This is a genomic window from Enterobacter sichuanensis, assembly GCF_002939185.1.
GTDB classification, from domain to species: domain Bacteria; phylum Pseudomonadota; class Gammaproteobacteria; order Enterobacterales; family Enterobacteriaceae; genus Enterobacter; species Enterobacter sichuanensis.
Genome location: NZ_POVL01000010.1, coordinates 32731 through 49837 on the forward strand (window position 1 = coordinate 32731; position 17107 = coordinate 49837).

14 protein-coding genes are annotated in these 17107 nt (G+C 55.3%); 3 read left to right on the forward strand and 11 right to left on the reverse strand.

Annotated elements, in window-relative coordinates:
* Window position 1: 1 nt before the first annotated feature.
* Both C5687_RS06755 and C5687_RS06760 read right to left on the reverse strand, forming a co-directional pair.
* Window positions 2-2578 (reverse strand): outer membrane usher protein, encoded by a 2577-nt coding sequence (locus C5687_RS06755; protein WP_104556631.1) that lies wholly within the window; start codon window positions 2576-2578, stop codon window positions 2-4.
* 35 nt (window positions 2579-2613) lie between these two features.
* Complete coding sequence (locus C5687_RS06760; protein WP_104556632.1) at window positions 2614-3351, reverse strand: fimbrial chaperone; 738 nt, start codon at window positions 3349-3351, stop codon at window positions 2614-2616.
* A 323-nt stretch (window positions 3352-3674) separates the two neighbouring features.
* Between C5687_RS06760 and C5687_RS06765 the strand changes: the two genes are divergently transcribed.
* Window positions 3675-4919: a polysaccharide deacetylase family protein gene (locus C5687_RS06765; protein WP_104556633.1), complete on the forward strand. Its 1245-nt coding sequence runs from the start codon at window positions 3675-3677 to the stop codon at window positions 4917-4919.
* Window position 4920: 1 nt separating this feature from the next.
* On the opposite strand, the gene panD is transcribed toward C5687_RS06765, so the two are convergent.
* The 9 genes from panD to thpR all read right to left on the reverse strand — a co-directional run bounded on the left by panD (window position 4921) and on the right by thpR (window position 11845).
* Entirely contained in the window at window positions 4921-5301 is a 381-nt protein-coding gene (gene panD, locus C5687_RS06770; RefSeq protein WP_003856284.1) for an aspartate 1-decarboxylase, read from the reverse strand.
* 32 nt (window positions 5302-5333) lie between these two features.
* Window positions 5334-6185, reverse strand: a complete 852-nt coding sequence (gene panC, locus C5687_RS06775) for a pantoate--beta-alanine ligase (RefSeq protein WP_025756795.1) — start codon at window positions 6183-6185, stop codon at window positions 5334-5336.
* 11 nt (window positions 6186-6196) lie between these two features.
* The gene (panB, locus tag C5687_RS06780; protein ID WP_025756796.1) at window positions 6197-6988 is read right to left on the reverse strand and encodes a 3-methyl-2-oxobutanoate hydroxymethyltransferase; all 792 of its coding nucleotides are present in this window, start codon (window positions 6986-6988) and stop codon (window positions 6197-6199) included.
* A gap of 110 nt (window positions 6989-7098) precedes the next feature.
* Entirely contained in the window at window positions 7099-7578 is a 480-nt protein-coding gene (gene folK, locus C5687_RS06785) for a 2-amino-4-hydroxy-6-hydroxymethyldihydropteridine diphosphokinase (protein WP_104556634.1), read from the reverse strand.
* Window positions 7575-8972, reverse strand: coding sequence for a polynucleotide adenylyltransferase PcnB (gene pcnB / locus C5687_RS06790; RefSeq protein WP_195759419.1), 1398 nt, complete (start codon window positions 8970-8972; stop codon window positions 7575-7577). The genes folK and pcnB overlap by 4 nt, the downstream gene beginning before the upstream one ends.
* 42 nt (window positions 8973-9014) lie before the next feature.
* Window positions 9015-9905: a tRNA glutamyl-Q(34) synthetase GluQRS gene (gene gluQRS, locus C5687_RS06795; RefSeq protein WP_104556635.1), complete on the reverse strand. Its 891-nt coding sequence runs from the start codon at window positions 9903-9905 to the stop codon at window positions 9015-9017.
* 59 nt (window positions 9906-9964) lie between these two features.
* A complete protein-coding gene (gene dksA, locus C5687_RS06800; RefSeq protein ID WP_001155232.1) occupies window positions 9965-10420 on the reverse strand; it encodes an RNA polymerase-binding protein DksA in 456 nt (151 codons plus the stop codon).
* A 176-nt stretch (window positions 10421-10596) separates the two neighbouring features.
* Window positions 10597-11301, reverse strand: a complete 705-nt coding sequence (gene sfsA, locus C5687_RS06805; RefSeq protein WP_025756800.1) for a DNA/RNA nuclease SfsA — start codon at window positions 11299-11301, stop codon at window positions 10597-10599.
* Entirely contained in the window at window positions 11291-11845 is a 555-nt protein-coding gene (gene thpR / locus C5687_RS06810) for an RNA 2',3'-cyclic phosphodiesterase (protein ID WP_104556636.1), read from the reverse strand. Before thpR ends, sfsA begins: the two co-directional genes overlap by 11 nt.
* Window positions 11846-11918: 73 nt before the next feature.
* Between thpR and hrpB the strand changes: the two genes are divergently transcribed.
* Complete coding sequence (gene hrpB, locus C5687_RS06815) at window positions 11919-14348, forward strand: ATP-dependent helicase HrpB (protein WP_104556637.1); 2430 nt, start codon at window positions 11919-11921, stop codon at window positions 14346-14348.
* Window positions 14349-14517: 169 nt separating this feature from the next.
* Entirely contained in the window at window positions 14518-17043 is a 2526-nt protein-coding gene (mrcB, locus tag C5687_RS06820) for a bifunctional glycosyl transferase/transpeptidase (RefSeq protein ID WP_025756802.1), read from the forward strand.
* Window positions 17044-17107: the final 64 nt, after the last annotated feature.

Genomic DNA, 17107 nt, shown 5'->3' on the forward strand with positions numbered 1-17107 from the left:
TTTAATGTTTCCTTTGCATAATGCATGTTTGGTTATGGAGGATGGTGGTTAAACCCACCTTCTGTTCATCAGTACCAAAATGATAATTTACTGAGCAGGTTTCATCCGTTCCTGCTCCCCATACTACGGTTAATTTACCTGTTTCATTTACCCCCCTGACATATGCTTGCCCTGCCTGGCCTACGCTTCCAATGATGTCTCCCTTTTCATTCATGACGTCTGCGCCCAGCGGAATAAACCCGCTATCTGAACGCATCAATTCGAGCACCGCCGAGCGACCCTCATTCGTTTTAAAATCAACCATCACCACCGCGCCATTACGCGGTACCTCCACGGTGCTGTTATTTTCAACGGCGACATCCTCCGTTAAGGTACTGGTATCCAGGGTGATCCGATTTTCGCGGTATGCAGAGAGATAAGGCATGACGACATACCCTGAGTCACTGATTTCGCCACGGCTGTTGCTCACATGGGCTCCCTTTGCGCCACTGGCCTTAATGAGCGCCAGCGCGTCATTTTCACCAATGCTGCCGGGCGTGAAGGTGACTCCGCCACCGTGAATAATCGCTCCGCCACTGTAGCTGGCAGAGTACTGTTGGCTGTTTTGTGAATCTGACGACGCGGAAAGGCTAAGAGGGCCATAGTCGCTGTTATAGCTGCCATAGGCGCTCACCTGACTTAAATTTTCAGCGGTGCTTTGGCTGTAACTCGTCGTCACACTGTAGTTATAGCGACTGTCTTGCGAAGCACCGTTAGCCGTCATATTGAGGTTATGTGAATGTCTCAGGTCTGAGCTCATTCCCATATTCACGTTGTTAAAACCGGCGAGACTGTTTTTATTTTTTAAGAACGAGTCAAAAGGTATGCTGAAATTTAAATAGAGGCTGTTATCTGCTTTGCCAAATGCATCATAGGTCCGTTGCAGAGACACGTTATAACTGCCATAACGAAAATTGTTGCTGTAGCCCATCGCATAACTGGCCGTCTGGTTATTCCCGTTCCACCAGCTTTGCCAGCTGCCGTTAATATAAAGAGAACCATAGTTCTGTTTATTTATGTCCAGCGGTTGGTTCAGGTTAATTTGTAACTGGTTCTTCATTTGCTGAAGGTTTTGTTTTGCTTCGTCCGCACTCTGGCCATCATACTGAATGTGATCCTGCAACTGGGCGGCGTCATCCAGGCTGAGATAGTCCTGCGTTGAAAAGCGCAGCGCTGCGACATTCAGAGACGTATCCGTCTGGTCAACGGTCTTGTTCCAGGAGAGACGGTAGCTCTGGCCTTTCATTGCCGGAATCGTATCAATCTGTGCTGAAGAACGGGTCACATCAAAGGCAAACGCCCCCAGAGGCGTGTTCATGGCGATGCCAGCCAGAACTGCAGAAAAACCCATATCGGTATCTTGCAGCCCGGTATAACCGGTAAAAAGGTTATTGAGGCCATAATAGAGTGTGCCAAACGCCAGTCTGGGTGAACGATGTAAAGCCTCATCCTGCAACTCACCTACCCCGGCCTCCCAGCGGGCGTAGCCTGGCCGTAACATCTGTGTGACCGAGGAGAAGGGAACGGTAAAAGCGTGTTGGCTACCGTCAGCCTCTTCTATGGTCACGGTGAGGTCTTGTCCATAACCGGTGGCATTCAGATCGTTAATCTCAAATGCCCCTGGGGGAACGGTGGTTTCGTAGATTTTATTCCCGCTCTGGGTGACGGTGATTTTGGCATTGGTGTTAGCCGTACCGCGGATCACAGGAGCGTAGCTGGACATTCCGCCAGGTAGCATTCGGTCATCGTTAAACAGACGGCCACCCCGAAGATGGAGGGCATCGAAGGCATCCCCACGTGTCCAGGAATCGCCCATCACCATCTGCGCCTTGAGCGGCGTAATATCCCTTTGCAAATAAATATCCTGGTTATCGTAGCGGGTACCGCTCTGCTGATCCCAGTTCAGGCTTCCGTTTGAGCGCAACCGCCACGGACCGTAGTTAACACCATAGTGAAGCCCGGCATAGGCGCTGTCGCGCTGCGACTGCTGGCCCTGGTTATGCCAGGCATTCATATCGTAAGACAGCAACCCCGCGGGAATACCCTCGTCCCAAAGTGACGGGTCGATATAGCCCGCCGCGTGTTTCAGCAGAAACAGTTGCGGCAGGCTGACGTTCAGCGCCTGGCTTGTGGTGTCAAAATCAACCGTCGAACCTGGATATAACGTGGCGATATCCAGACACGTATCGTCGTTATCGTCGATTTTGAGATGAGAAATATCTACATCCATCTGCTTTAGTATTTTGAGGGGAATACAGGGTGTGGCACGGGCGGTACCGTTATCGGTAAATTGAACATCCGTCACCGCTTTTGTTATGCCGTTAACAACAAGCGTTACGCGATGAATACCGGGCGTAACAGGATTACCTCGGGAAAAACGATGGACATCAATATTCCCGTCAGTAGTAAATAAAAACTGATCGTTAAACTCAATATCATTATTTTCGCCTCCGGTAACAGACGATGCAGCATGTTCTTCTGCGTGTGCATTCAGGGCGGCACACAGCAGAAGACAGAATAATGCGTATCGGAATAACATATTTCACGGTCAGGCTTGTCTGTAATATGTATTGATTAACGCGCAATGGCGATTTGATGATTTTCAGAACCGCCAAAATCATTAATGGATAAAAAATTAAGCATGCCGGAGGTCCCGTTCAGGAGGCCTTTGATTTTCATATTTTCACTGGAGAACGGTTTAACCGAATGGCTCTCAATAGAATACCTTTTCCCCCCGGCGCTCAGTTCTGCACTGGCAATCGAAATATTAAAAGGTGAGTCATTTTTTGCAGTCACGACGCTGCTACCTGCAGCGGCGTTCAGAGACCACTTAAGATTTTTTACGGCTTCTGCCGCTGTACCTTTTAATCCCTCCGGGCGGAAAAATAATTTAATGCGGGTGCGGAAAGCCACCTGCAAAAGGTTTTTCTTATCCGCCCCTTGCGCTTTGGGTGGGACTTCCAGAACGTTAAACCAGTACAATGACTCTCGGTCCTGAGGCATATTTTGGCCCAGCCAGGTAATGCGAATCGCCTGGCCTTTATGTGCATCCACACGCGTGACGGGAGGAGTAACAATAAAAGGGAGTTTTAGCTGCTGGGGATTAACGTTATCGCGTCCGTCATCCAGCCACGACTGGACCAGTAAAGGTTTATTGCCTTTGTTCTGCAGGTTGACGGTCACGTCTTTTGCCGTGGAAGGATAAACGATACGCGTCCCGGAAATGATAATGTCGGCACAAGCATGAAAGGAAATAAGTCCAGCCAATAAGAGTGCTGACGCCTTTACAACGTTAAGTTTGATACCTGACATAAAATCCCGCCTCAGTTCTACCTATTTATTACATCAATTGTTTTGCTGCTAATTATACTAATGGCACGTGTTTTGTTATTGGATTTCGTTTTTCTTAGGTGCCTGTTAAGTTTGACTAAATAATTTGCGAGCATCTGTTTTTTGCGAGTAAATACAGCGGGTTGTTTTTGTTTGCAGTACCGGAGAAATGAAATAAAAGTGATTTAGAGGTTTTTTTTATTCTCGTTTTAAGAAAGAGCTTAGCCAGAGGGACATTAAAGCAGAGTTATGAGAATCATTATGTTACAATGGTGAAAGATGAATGTTGAAGGCTTATAGGGTTCATGTTTATTCGATTTGTCCTGGTCCTGATGATGTTTTCCTGTAGCGCGTCCGCCAGCCTGCTCAGCGACCAAAAGGCAGTAGCACAATACATGCAAACTACGGAAGACGCGGCGATCTGGGCACAGGTTGGAAACGCGGTCGTTAACGTTGGCAACGTGCGTGCGGGACAGATACTGGGCGTGGTTCCTGCCGCTGCAGATTACTACGAATTTCGCTTCGGTTTTGGGACTGGCTTTATCGACAAGGGGCACCTTGAGCCGGTTCAGGGGAAACAGCGCGTCGAGGATAGCCTCGGCGATCTGAATAAACCCCTGAGCAACCAGAACCTTATCACCTGGAAAGACACGCCGGTGTTTAATGCGCCTTCCAGCGGGAGTGCGCCGTTCGGCACATTAAGCGCCAACCTTCGCTATCCGATACTGAACAAGCTGAAAGACCGTCTGAATCAGACCTGGTATCAGATCCGCATCGGCAACCGCCTGGCGTGGGTCAGTAGCCTGGATGCACAGGAAGATAATGGGATCCCGGTTCTGACCTACCATCATATTCTGCGTGATGAAGAGAACACCCGTTTTCGTCATACCTCTACCACGACCAGCGTACGTGCCTTTAACAACCAGATGGCCTGGCTGCGCGATCAGGGATACACCACCCTGACGATGTATCAGCTGGAAGGGTATGTGCGTAACAAACTGAATCTGCCTGCCAAATCGGTGGTGATCACCTTTGACGACGGGCTGAAATCGGTGAGCCGCTATGCGTATCCGGTTCTGAAAGAGTACGGCTTTAACGCCACGGCGTTTATTATTTCGTCACGCATTAAGCGCCATCCGCAGAAGTGGGATCCTAAATCGCTGCAGTTTATGAGCGTCCAGGAGCTGAAGGGTATCCAGGACGTTTTTGATATTCAGTCCCATACGCACTTCCTGCACCGCGTCGATGGTAACAAACATCCGATTTTACTCAGCCGTAGCTATCACGTGATCCTCTTCGATTTTGAACGCTCGCGCCGGGGGCTGGCGCAGTTCAACCCGCGAGTGTTGTATCTCTCCTATCCGTTTGGGAGTTACGACACGAAAGCGATTAAAGCAGCAAATGACGCCGGTTTTCACCTGGCGGTGACAACGATGAAAGGGAAGGTCAAGCCGGGGGATAATCCGTTCTTACTGAAACGCCTCTATATCTTAAGAACGGATTCGCTGGAGACGATGTCGCGGCTGATCAGCAATCAGCCGCAGGGGTAAATCAGGCAACCTGAACCGGGATCGCTTTCGCGGTGCGTTTCATCTCGTTGTCGCCTTCGAAGTAGGCCACTTTCGGCTGCCAGCGGCGCGCTTCTTCGTCAGACATCATCACGAAGCTGGCGATGATTACAATGTCGCCCACGTCCGCGCAGTGCGCAGCCGCGCCGTTCACGGAGATGATCTTTGATCCGCGCTCGGCGGCAATGGCATAGGTAGAGAAACGTTTACCGTTGTTCACGTTCCAGATATCAATGGCTTCGTTTTCGAGAATACCCGCCGCGTCGAGAAAATCCTGATCGATCGCGCAGGAGCCTTCATAGTGCAGGTCGGCCTGGGTGACTTTCACACGGTGAAGCTTACCTTGCAGCATTTTGCGAATCATTACGTTTACCTTTCATTTTCCGGGTAGAAAAACTACGCCAGTTCAACCACTTTGTTGTCGATGAGACGGGCCTGGCCAAGCCATGCCGCCACCAGAATGACCGCGCGTTTGCTGGTCTCTGCAAGCGCCAGAAGCGTGTCGGCATCGCGGATTTGAATATCGTCAGCGCGGAAGCCTTTGTCGTTCAGCGCCTGTTCAGCCAGAGCAATAATCTCTTCAGCAGTTAACTCTTTCGCCAGAAGCTGCTCCGCCATGGTGTTCATGACTTTGCTTAATCCCGGGGCGATCTTACGCTGCTCTGCGGTCAGGTAGCCGTTACGGGAGCTGAGCGCCAGGCCGTCTTTGGCGCGCACAATCGGTACGCCCACGATCTCGATATCATAGCCCATGTCGGCCACCATCTTGCGAATGAGCGCCAGCTGCTGGAAATCTTTCTCACCAAAGCAGGCAACGTCAGGCTGCACCAGGTTGAACAGCTTGCTGACGATGGTCGATACGCCACGGAAATGGCCCGGGCGGCTTGCGCCTTCGAGCATGGTGGAGATACCCGGTACGTCAACGTAGGTTGCCTCTTCCGTACCCTGTGGATATACATCCGCCGGTGCCGGCGCGAAGACGATGTCCGCATGGCGTTTTTTCAGCTTCTCGCAGTCTTCCTGCAGGGTGCGCGGATAGCGTGCCAGGTCGTCGGCCCGGTCAAACTGCATTGGGTTAACGAAGATACTGACCACCACGATATCTGCACGGGCTCTCGCTTCGTCGACCAGCTTCATATGGCCATCATGCAGGTTGCCCATGGTCGGGACCAGTGCAATACGTTTACCTTCCTGACGCGCGCGACGGATATGCTGGCGAAGCAGCGGCAGGGTTTCAATGATTAGCACAACGAGACTCCTTAATGGAAACTGTGTTCTTCACCCGGGTAAACACCGGATTCAACGTCGGCAATATACTGCCTGACCGCGGCGCGCATGTCGCCCGCTTCCGCGAGGAAATTTTTGGCAAATTTCGGGATATGCCCACCGGTGATGCCAAAGGCGTCATGCATCACCAGGATCTGACCATCGGTCACGTTGCCCGCGCCAATACCAATCACCGGAATCGACAGCGCGTCGGTGATGCGTTTCGCCAGTTCAACCGGCACGCACTCCAGAACCAACAGCTGCGCGCCTGCAGCTTCCAGCGCCAGGGCATCCTCAAACAGCGTCTGGGCCGCATCGCCACGGCCTTGTACCTTATACCCGCCAAAGATATTCACGGATTGCGGCGTCAGGCCAAGATGACCGCACACCGGCACGGCGCGCTCGGTGAGCATTTTCACCGTCTCCACCAGCCAGGCGCCGCCTTCAATTTTGACCATATTCGCCCCGGCACGCATGACCGTTGCCGCATTGTCGAATGCCTGCTCTGGTGTGGCGTAGGCCATAAACGGCAGGTCGGAAAGCAGCAGGCAGGCCGGTGCGCCACGACGCACGGCGCGGGTATGGTAAGCAATATCCTCAACCGTCACCGGAAGGGTGGAATCATGTCCTTGTACCGTCATCCCTAACGAATCTCCGACCAGCATGACGTTGATACCTTCTTCGGCAAACAGTTTGGCGAAGCTGTAGTCATACGCGGTGATGGTGGCGAAGCGTTTTTTTTCCTGTTTGCATTTCTGCAGTAAGGAGATGGTGGTTGGTTTCATACTGTTTCCTGATAGCCCAAAGCGAATCTTTGCGCATTCTAACAGTAACATTCGGGGGAACAATGATTTTAGGTCGTCGATTAGCCACATTTATTTTGTGGCTAACAGGCTTACCAGCGAGCGGGTCTTTCCGGGTGGAGGTTGTCCAGAATGTCCCTGAGCGGGATGCCGTCGGGGAAGGTGAGATCGGGCGCGACTTCAAACAGCGGCCAGAGCATAAACCCCCGATTTTTCATATCGTAATGCGGAACGGTGAGGCGGTCGGTATTAATGACGTCATGACCAAACAGCATAATGTCGAGATCCAGCGTGCGCGGTCCCCAGCGTTCGGCTTTGCGTACACGACCCTGCTGCAGCTCGATGCGCTGCGTGTTATCCAGCAACGTTTCGGCGTCCAGAGCGGTTTCCAGTACCACGGCGGCGTTCAGGTAATCCGGCTGATCCTGCGGTCCCAGCGGTGGCGTGCGATAGAAAGAGGAGACCGCCACGATCCTGCTTTGCGGGATCTCCCCCAGCGCCTGAACGGCAGCATTCACCTGCTCCAGCGGAGAGGCTAAATTGCTGCCGATAGCGATATACGCGAGGGTCATGCCGTGCCTTCGCGACGCGGGGCGCGTTTGCGCGGACGACGGTGGCGGCGACGCGGGGCCGGCTCTTCATCAAGGCCGGTGAGCATATCTTTCTGCTCCGGCGGCGCGGAGACCTGGAACTCGGCCCACCACTGTGCCAGACGCTGCAGCTCCTGATTGCGTTCCACTTCAGCACGCAGTGACAGCAGATCAAACGCCGCGCGGAACTTAGGATGCTCCATCAGCTTCCAGGCGCGTTTGCCCTGACGACGGGACATACGCAGCTGAAGCTGCCAGATATCGCGCACCAGGGTGGTAATACGTTTCGGAATAGCCAGCGTACGGCAGCCCTCGTCCAGCACGTCGTTTGCGGCCAGCGCGAAAGCATCGTAATAGGCGAGACCGCTCTCTTGGGTAATACGCTGGGCCGTTTCCAGCAGCGGATACCAGAACATCGCCGCGAACAGGAACGCCGGGTTCACGCGCATGTCATTGCGGATACGGGTGTCGGTATTCTTCAGCACCTGGGCAATCATCCGCTCCATTGGGCTATCACCGTTTTCGGTGAAGTAGCGGGTAATGGTCGGGAACAGCGGCTGGAACAGGTTGTATTCACGCAGCAGATTATAGGTTTCAAAGCCGTAACCGGCCTGCAGCAGCTTCAGCGCCTCTTCAAACAGGCGGGCTGGTGGCACGTCGTTGATCAGCGTCGCCAGACGCGGAATAGGCTCGGCCGTTTCCGGGCTGATGCGCATATTCAGCTTAGCGGCGAAGCGCACGGCGCGCAGCATACGCACGGGATCTTCACGATAGCGCGTTTCCGGCGTGCCAATCAGACGGATCAGACCTTCTTGCAGGTCCTGCATGCCGCCGACGTAATCGCGCACGGTGAAATCTGCCACGCTGTAATAAAGGCTGTTGATGGTGAAGTCGCGACGCTGGGCATCTTCTTCGATAGAGCCGAAGATATTATCGCGCAGCAGCATGCCATTCTGGCCACGCTGTGACGTGGTGCGATCGGACGCGCCTGCTTCATGGTGCCCGCGGAAGGTCGCCACTTCGATGATCTCTGGCCCAAACATCACGTGAGCCAGACGGAAACGGCGACCGACAAGACGGCAGTTACGGAATAATTTGCGCACCTGCTCAGGCGTGGCGCTGGTCGTCACGTCGAAATCTTTCGGTTTTTTGCCCAGCAGTAAATCACGTACTCCACCGCCGACGAGATAGGCCTCGTAGCCCGCTTTATTCAGACGATAGAGCACCTTGAGGGCATTTTCACTGATATCTTTGCGGGAAATAGTGTGCTGCTCACGCGGAATAACCGACATGTGTGGCTGCGCAATAGCATCGTTCGCCATGCTCTCTTCGCGGCTTAGCACTTTACGGCAAAAATTAGCGACTCGGGTAAAAATGGTACACCTCGTAGTGTGTTTTGTTATGAAAAAAGCGGCTAATCATAGCTCAGCGCAACGCATTTGAGAATGCTGGATTTTTGGCACATCCCTGAGCGTCCAGTTGGTGACGGCCATTTTCAGCAGTTCGTCAATACGCAGATCCTGCCATTCGTTGGTTACATTCTGGTTGAGAAATCGCAGCGCGTCGATCAAAACAGGCCGCGGATCGCCGTCTGGCAGGGCTGGGGCGTGATTCTGCTTTGACAGCTTACAGCCCTGCTCGTTGACCGCCAGCGGCAGATGAATGTAATCCGGCGCCGTCCAGCCAAACTGGTGATAAAGCGAGATTTGTCGCACGGTAGGCTCGACCAGGTCCGCCCCGCGCACAATTTCCGTTATGCCCTGAAAATGATCGTCCACCACCACGGCCAGGTTATAGGCAAAAAGGCCATCACGACGGTGAATAATAAAATCCTCAGCGGCAAGACGCGCATCGGCGAAGATCTCGCCGGAGAGTAAATCGTTAAACCGCGTCACCGGGGCGCGCTGCCTGATGCGCACGGCGGCATTCTCTGGAGGAAGATTACGCGTGCGGCAGTGGCCGTCATAGACGCCTCCCACGCTCTGGATACGCGCGCGGGTGCAGGTGCAGTTATAGGAAAGCCCCTGAGCGCTTAGCCAGGCAAGGCGTTCCCGATAAGCGTCGTGACGTGTTGACTGCCAGAGAACCTCGTCATCCCAGTGAAGACCGTAATGTTCCAGCTGACGCAGAATGGTTTCTGCTGCACCGGGAACTTCACGCGGGGGGTCAATATCTTCAATGCGAACGAGCCATTTGCCCTGGCTGGCGCGAGCCTGCAGGTAGCTGCCGAGCGCGGCAATTAATGAGCCGAAGTGTAATTCACCGGAGGGAGATGGCGCAAAGCGCCCAATATAGTGTGATTCAGACATATCAACAGTAACAAGGCGGGAGAGACTCCCGCCTTTGGAGTGTGTAAACAGCGCTGGTATTAACCGGCCATCTGTTTTTCGCGGATTTCGGCCAGCGTTTTACAGTCGATGCACAGATCGGCGGTTGGACGCGCTTCCAGGCGACGAATACCAATTTCAACACCGCAGGATTCGCAGTAGCCAAAATCTTCGTCTTCGACTTTTTTCAGCGTTTTCTCGATCTTTTTGATCAGTTTGCGTTCGCGGTCACGGTTACGCAGTTCGAGGCTGAACTCTTCTTCCTGAGCGGCACGGTCTACCGGATCCGGGAAGTTAGCAGCTTCATCCTGCATATGAGTAACGGTGCGATCGACTTCATCCCTGAGTTGATTACGCCATGCTTCAAGAATACGCTTGAAGTGCGACAGCTGGGCTTCGTTCATATACTCTTCGCCCGGCTTCTCTTGATACGGCTCCACCCCAGCGATGGCGAGAATACTCAGGGACGATGTTTTACGGTTTTGCCCTTCTTGCATGTTGCTTCTCCTTAACACGCACTATCGATCCCCGTGTTGGGGGAAAAATCAGGTCGCTATAAATAGCAGATGCTTTTCCGTATGGCAATTATCTAAACGTAACACTTGACAAGCCTGTGAGGAAAAGCGTATTTGCGCACGCGGCCAGAACACTTAATCATCAATCGCCTAATCCCTTATAAGACAATGGGAAGAGAGGATCTCAGAGTCATATTATCGGCAGAAAGTTCCGCTTTATAAGCTAAAACCTCTACCCCCTGCTTTTGTGCCTCATTCAACAATTGCGCGTATTTAGGATCAATATGGCGGGCAGGGGAGAACCGTTCAATGGCTGAATGCAATACCGCAAACAGCAACACGGCGCGTTTGCCCGCCGCCGCAACACTCATTAGCTCTCGCAGATGCTTCTGGCCACGTAGCGTTACCGCATCCGGGAAGTAGCCATTTTCCTGTTCCGCTAACGTCACTGATTTTACTTCAATATAGCACTCAGGCCTGTCTTCCGCCTGTAACATGAAGTCAATTCTGCTGCTTTCATCGCCATACTTCACTTCGCTTTTATGCGTGCCATAACCCACCAGTTCGGGAAGGGTTCCCAGAGTCAGCGCTTCCTTTACCAGCTGATTGGCGCGCAGGGTATTCACACAAATAAATGCCCCATTTTGCGTTTCAGTCATTTCCCAGGTATGGGCATATTTGCGTTTCGTATTTTCTGACGTGGAATACCAGACCGTGTCACCCGGCGTCGCGCACCCCGTCATGGCACCCGTATTGGGGCAATGCAGGGTGAGCGCTACGCCTTCTGGCGTAATCACGTCGGCAAGGAAGCGTTTGTAGCGCTGGACAAGCGTGGCATGCTGCAGGGGAGGACTAAACTTCATCAGAATTCCTTTCGGTGTTGCCCAGCGTCCAGCGCTGGAGCGGCGTATAGCGGGTGCGTCCCTGTGCAAAGACGGATTCGTAAAGCACGAATTCATTGACCGGAAAAGCCCAGTGAAAACCCGGCGGCGGGATGGCAACGGCCTGGCCGGCATCGCGCAGCAAGGTGATATGCGGATGAAACGGCTGCGGACTCTGATAACAGCCGCTGCGCGCCGCCTGTGCGCGCAGCATATTCGCCAGTTGCAATAACCCGCGCGGCGGCTGGCGCGTCCCCAGCCAGAGCACGCGCGAACGCAGCCACTGACCCGCGTCGTCGAGGTGCAGCGTAAATGCCGGCTGGGTAATACGCCCGGCCATGGCGGCTAATGCCCGCTGTTTTTCGGCGCTGACGTCCCCCAGATAGGCCAGCGTCAGGTGCAGGTTAGCCGCTGCGACAGGGCGGCCAGCTTCCGGCGGAAAGTGTTCAGCGCGCCAGCGTACAATTTGACGCTGAAGGGGGGCGGGTAATTCAATGGCAAAAAACAGCCGTTTCGACTCAGGCATAAGGGGGACTCGGTAATGATATGCGCCGATGCTACAATGTACGCCGACTAATGTTAACCCTCTGGAGCTGTTCGTGTCCTCATTGCCGGTCGCCGTCGTCCTTCCTGAGCTTCTCGCTGCCTTACACCATGCCCCGCAGGTTTTGCTAAATGCCCCTACGGGCGCGGGGAAGTCCACCTGGCTGCCGCTACAGATCCTGAGAGAGGGCAGTATCAGCGGGAAAATTATCCTGCTGGAGCCGCGCAGGCTGGCCGCACGCAACGTGGCGCAGCGCCTGGCGGAACTGCTGGACGAAAAACCGGGCGAGACGGTGGGGTACCGCATGCGCGCCGAAACCTGCGTGGGGCCGTCCACGCGGCTTGAGGTGGTGACCGAAGGGATCCTCACCCGCATGCTGCAAAACGATCCGGAGCTGACCGGCGTCGGGCTGGTGATCCTGGATGAATTCCACGAGCGCAGCCTGCAGGCGGATCTGGCCCTGGCGCTCTTGCTGGACGTGCAGCAGGGGCTGCGCGACGATCTTCGATTGCTCATCATGTCGGCGACGCTGGACAACGAACGTCTGCAGCAGGCGTTGCCGCACGCGCCGGTCATTAGCTCGGAGGGACGCGCATTCCCGGTCGAGCGGCGCTACCAGCCGCTGCCCGCGCATCAGCGTTTTGATGAGGCCGTGGCCATCGCAACCGCAGAACTGCTGCGTCAGGAACCCGGCTCGCTGCTGTTGTTCTTACCCGGCGTGGGAGAGATCCAGCGCGTGCAGGAACAGCTGACCTCCCGCGTAAGCAGCGATGTCCTGCTGTGCCCGCTCTACGGTGCGTTGTCGCTGGCCGAACAGCGTAAAGCGATCCTGCCCGCGCCTGCGGGACAGCGTAAGGTGGTGCTGGCGACCAATATTGCTGAAACCAGTTTGACCATTGAAGGGATTCGCCTGGTGGTGGACAGCGCCCAGGAGAGAGTGGCCAGTTTTGACCCGCGTACCGGGCTGACTAAGCTTCTGACGCAGCGTATTAGCCAGGCGTCGATGGTACAGCGCGCGGGCCGTGCGGGACGTCTTGAGCCGGGTATCTGCCTGCATTTGACCAGCGCGGAGCAGGCTGAACGCGCGGCACAACAAAGTACGCCGGAAATTTTACAAAGCGATCTGTCCGGACTGGTGATGGAACTGCTGCAATGGGGCTGCCCGGACCCCGCTCAGCTGACCTGGCTTAATCCTCTGCCAGCCGTGAACCTTGCCGCTGCGCGGGCTTTACTGACTCAGCTTGGCGCCCTGGACGGTGAGCGTTTATCCTCCCGCGGGCAAAAAATGGCCGCGCTGGGGAACGAGCCCCGGCTGGCCGCCATGCTGGTGGCGGCAAAGGGGGATGATGAAATCGCTACGGCCGCGAAACTGTCCGCTATCCTTGAGGAGCCGCCACGCGGAGGCAGCAGCGATCTGGCGCAGGCCTTTTCGCGCAATCAGGGAAACTGGCAGCAGCGGGCGCAGCAGCTGTGTAAGCGGCTTAACAGCCGCGGCGGCGTGCCAGACAGTGAGAGTATCCCCCGGCTTCTGGCGCAGGCGTTTCCGGACCGGATTGCCCGTCGGCGCGGGCTGGATGGTCGCTACCAGCTGGCAAACGGTATGGGCGCGATGCTGGACAGCGATGACGCCCTGACGCGTCATGAGTGGCTGAACGCACCGCTGTTGCTGCAGGGAAGCCACTCCCCGGATGCGCGGATTTTGCAGGCGATAGCCGTGGATATTGACACCCTGACCCGCGCGTGCCCGCAGCTGCTCCAGCAGTCCGACATCGTAGAGTGGGATGATGCGCAGGGCACGCTGAAGGCATTTCGTCGCAGTCAGATAGGTAAACTGACTCTCGGGACGAAGCCGCTGGCAAAGCCGTCGGAAGAGGAACTGCATCTGGCGATGCTGAACGGCATTCGGGAAAAAGGATTAGGTGTTCTGAACTGGACACCGGAGGCTGAACAGTACCGTATTCGTCTGCACTGCGCCGCGCGCTGGCTGCCAGAATATGCCTGGCCGGCGGTGGATGATGACACGTTGCTTGCATCGCTGGAAACCTGGCTACTGCCGCAAATGAGCGGTGTACACTCGCTTCGGGCGCTGAAAGCGCTTGATGTTAAGGTCGCGTTACAGAATTTACTCGACTGGTCATTACGTCAACGTCTGGATAGTGAACTGCCAGGGCATTACACTGTGCCGACCGGCAGTCGGATTGCCATTCGTTATCACGAGGATAATCCGCCGGCGCTGGCGGTACGGATGCAGGAGATGTTTGGGGAGGCGACCACGCCGTCCATCGCCGAAGGGCGTGTTCCGGTGGTGCTTGAGCTGTTGTCGCCCGCGCATCGTCCGCTGCAGATCACCCGCGATCTGGGGGCGTTCTGGGCGGGGAGCTACCGTGAAGTGCAAAAAGAGATGAAGGGGCGCTACCCTAAACACGTCTGGCCTGACGATCCAGCGAATACGGCGCCGACGCGGCGGACGAAGAAGTATTCGTGATGCAGGGGAAAGAGGGGAGTGCGGCCTGGACAGTGCGGCCTGATGCCCTCACCCCGGCCCTCTCCCACGGGGAGAGGGAGAAAACAAATTTTGAGAGATTTCTTCTTTCACAGACCGGTGGAAGAAAAGAGAATCGGGCCTTTGCGCCTGAAAGTTGCGGAGAAAAAGCATGGCGGGGAATGACCGCGAGCCAATAGGACGTAAGGGAAGACCAACGCGTCCGGCGAAAGAAAAGGTAAGCCGTCGTCGCCTCAGAGATGAGGACTATGACGATGACTATGAAGACGATTATGAGGATGAAGAACCGATGCCGCGCAAAGGAAAAGGCAAAGGGCGTAAGCCTCGGGGCAAACGCGGCTGGTTCTGGCTGCTGCTGAAGCTGTTTATTGTTTTTGTTGTGCTGATGGCGATCTACGGCGTGTATCTGGATCAGAAGATCCGCAGCCGTATCGACGGTAAAGTCTGGCAGTTACCTGCGGCGGTGTATGGCCGTATGGTGAACCTTGAGCCGGATATGTCCATCAGTAAGAACGAGATGGTCAAACTGCTGGAAGCCACGCAGTATCGCCAGGTATCGAAAATGACGCGGCCTGGCGAATTTACCGTGCAGGCAAACAGCATTGAGATGATCCGCCGTCCGTTTGACTTCCCGGACAGCAAAGAGGGGCAGGTGCGCGCGCGTCTGACCTTTGACGGCGATCGTCTGGATACCATTGAGAACATGGATAACAACCGTCAGTTCGGTTTCTTCCGTCTCGATCCCCGTCTGATCACCATGCTCTCATCAGCAAACGGCGAACAGCGTCTGTTTGTGGCGCGTAATGGCTTCCCGGATCTGCTGGTGGACACCCTGCTGGCAACCGAAGACCGTCACTTCTACGAGCACGATGGCATCAGCCTCTACTCGATTGGCCGTGCGGTTCTGGCTAACCTCACGGCGGGGCGTACCGTGCAGGGGGCAAGTACCCTTACTCAGCAGCTGGTCAAGAACCTGTTCCTCTCCAGCGAACGCTCTTACTGGCGTAAAGCTAACGAAGCGTACATGGCCGTGCTGATGGATGCGCGCTACAGCAAGGATCGTATCCTTGAGCTGTACATGAACGAGGTGTACCTCGGTCAGAGCGGCGATAACGAAATCCGCGGCTTCCCGCTGGCGAGTCTGTATTACTTTGGTCGTCCGGTCGAAGAGCTAAGTCTTGACCAGCAGGCGCTGCTGGTGGGCATGGTGAAAGGGGCGTCCATCTACAACCCTTGGCGTAACCCGAAACTTGCGCTGGAACGTCGTAACCTGGTACTGCGTCTGCTGCAGCAACAGCAGGTGATTGACCAGGAGCTGTACGACATGCTGAGCGCGCGTCCGCTGGGCGTTCAGCCGCGCGGTGGGGTGATCTCGCCTCAGCCGGCGTTTATGCAGCTGGTGCGTCAGGAGTTGCAGAGCAAGCTGGGTGATAAAGTGAAAGATCTTTCCGGCGTGAAGATCTTCACCACCTTCGACTCCGTGGCGCAGGATGCGGCAGAAAAAGCGGCGGTGGAAGGCATTCCGGCACTGAAGAAACAGCGTAAGCTCTCCGATCTTGAAACCGCGATGGTGGTGGTTGACCGTAACAGCGGTGAAGTTCGCGCGATGGTGGGCGGGGCTGAGCCGCAGTTTGCGGGTTACAACCGTGCCATGCAGGCGCGTCGCTCGATCGGTTCTCTGGCAAAACCGGCGACCTATCTCACTGCCCTGAGTCAGCCAAATCAGTATCGCCTGAATACCTGGATTGCGGATGCGCCGATCTCCCTGCGTCAGCCTAACGGCCAGGTCTGGTCACCGCAGAACGATGATAAACAGTTCAGCGGCCAGGTGATGCTGGTGGATGCGTTAACGCGCTCCATGAACGTGCCAACGGTCAATCTGGGGATGTCGCTGGGCCTGCCGGCCATTGTCGACACCTGGCAGAAACTCGGCGTGTCGAAAGATCAGCTGCATCCGGTGCCTGCGATGATCCTTGGTGCGCTTAACCTGACGCCGATCGAAGTGGCGCAGGCGTTCCAGACCATTGCCAGCGGCGGTAACCGTGCACCGCTGTCAGCGCTGCGTTCGGTGATTGCCGAGGATGGCTCTGTGCTGTATCAGAGCTTCCCGCAGGCGGAGCGTGCCGTTCCTGCTCAGGCTGCCTATATGACGCTGTGGACGATGCAGCAGGTTGTGCAGCGCGGCACCGGGCGTCAGCTGGGAGCGAAGTATCCGGGTCTGCATCTGGCGGGTAAAACCGGGACCACCAACAACAACGTTGATACCTGGTTCGCCGGTATTGATGGGCGTGAAGTGGTGATCACCTGGGTAGGCCGCGATAATAACCAGCCGACTAAACTGTACGGTGCGAGCGGGGCGATGTCGATTTACCAGCGCTATCTGGCTAATCAGTCTCCGGTTCCGCTGAACCTGGTTGCGCCGGAAGACATCGTCGATATGGGCGTGGACAGTTCCGGTAACTTCGTCTGTGGCGGCGGGATGCGCACGCTACCCGTCTGGACCACAAACCCGGACTCGCTGTGCCAGCAAAGCCAGCCAGAACAGCCAACGGGTAACCCGTTTGAGCAGTCTTCTCAGCCACAGCAGCCGCAGCAGCAACAGCCGCAGCAGCAGAATGAGAAGAAAGACAGCGACGGTGTCGCAGGCTGGATTAAAGATATGTTCGGCGGTAACTAACCGCCTCAGGTCCCCCCGCAAGGGGGGATTTTTTTTACCCATTCCCCCCATTTTTTTAACCCTC

Bases quoted from the DNA above. Each gene is read 5' to 3' on its own strand.
- dksA (WP_001155232.1), bottom strand. From the start codon at position 10,420: ATGCAAGAAGGGCAAAACCGTAAAACATCGTCCCTGAGTATTCTCGCC.
- C5687_RS06760 (WP_104556632.1), bottom strand. From the start codon at position 3,351: ATGTCAGGTATCAAACTTAACGTTGTAAAGGCGTCAGCACTCTTATTG.
- sfsA (WP_025756800.1), bottom strand. From the start codon at position 11,301: ATGAAGTTTAGTCCTCCCCTGCAGCATGCCACGCTTGTCCAGCGCTAC.
- thpR (WP_104556636.1), bottom strand. From the start codon at position 11,845: ATGCCTGAGTCGAAACGGCTGTTTTTTGCCATTGAATTACCCGCCCCC.
- folK (WP_104556634.1), bottom strand. From the start codon at position 7,578: ATGACCCTCGCGTATATCGCTATCGGCAGCAATTTAGCCTCTCCGCTG.
- panD (WP_003856284.1), bottom strand. From the start codon at position 5,301: ATGATTCGCAAAATGCTGCAAGGTAAGCTTCACCGTGTGAAAGTCACC.
- C5687_RS06755 (WP_104556631.1), bottom strand. From the start codon at position 2,578: ATGTTATTCCGATACGCATTATTCTGTCTTCTGCTGTGTGCCGCCCTG.
- mrcB (WP_025756802.1), top strand. From the start codon at position 14,518: ATGGCGGGGAATGACCGCGAGCCAATAGGACGTAAGGGAAGACCAACG.
- C5687_RS06765 (WP_104556633.1), top strand. From the start codon at position 3,675: ATGTTTATTCGATTTGTCCTGGTCCTGATGATGTTTTCCTGTAGCGCG.
- panB (WP_025756796.1), bottom strand. From the start codon at position 6,988: ATGAAACCAACCACCATCTCCTTACTGCAGAAATGCAAACAGGAAAAA.
- gluQRS (WP_104556635.1), bottom strand. From the start codon at position 9,905: ATGTCTGAATCACACTATATTGGGCGCTTTGCGCCATCTCCCTCCGGT.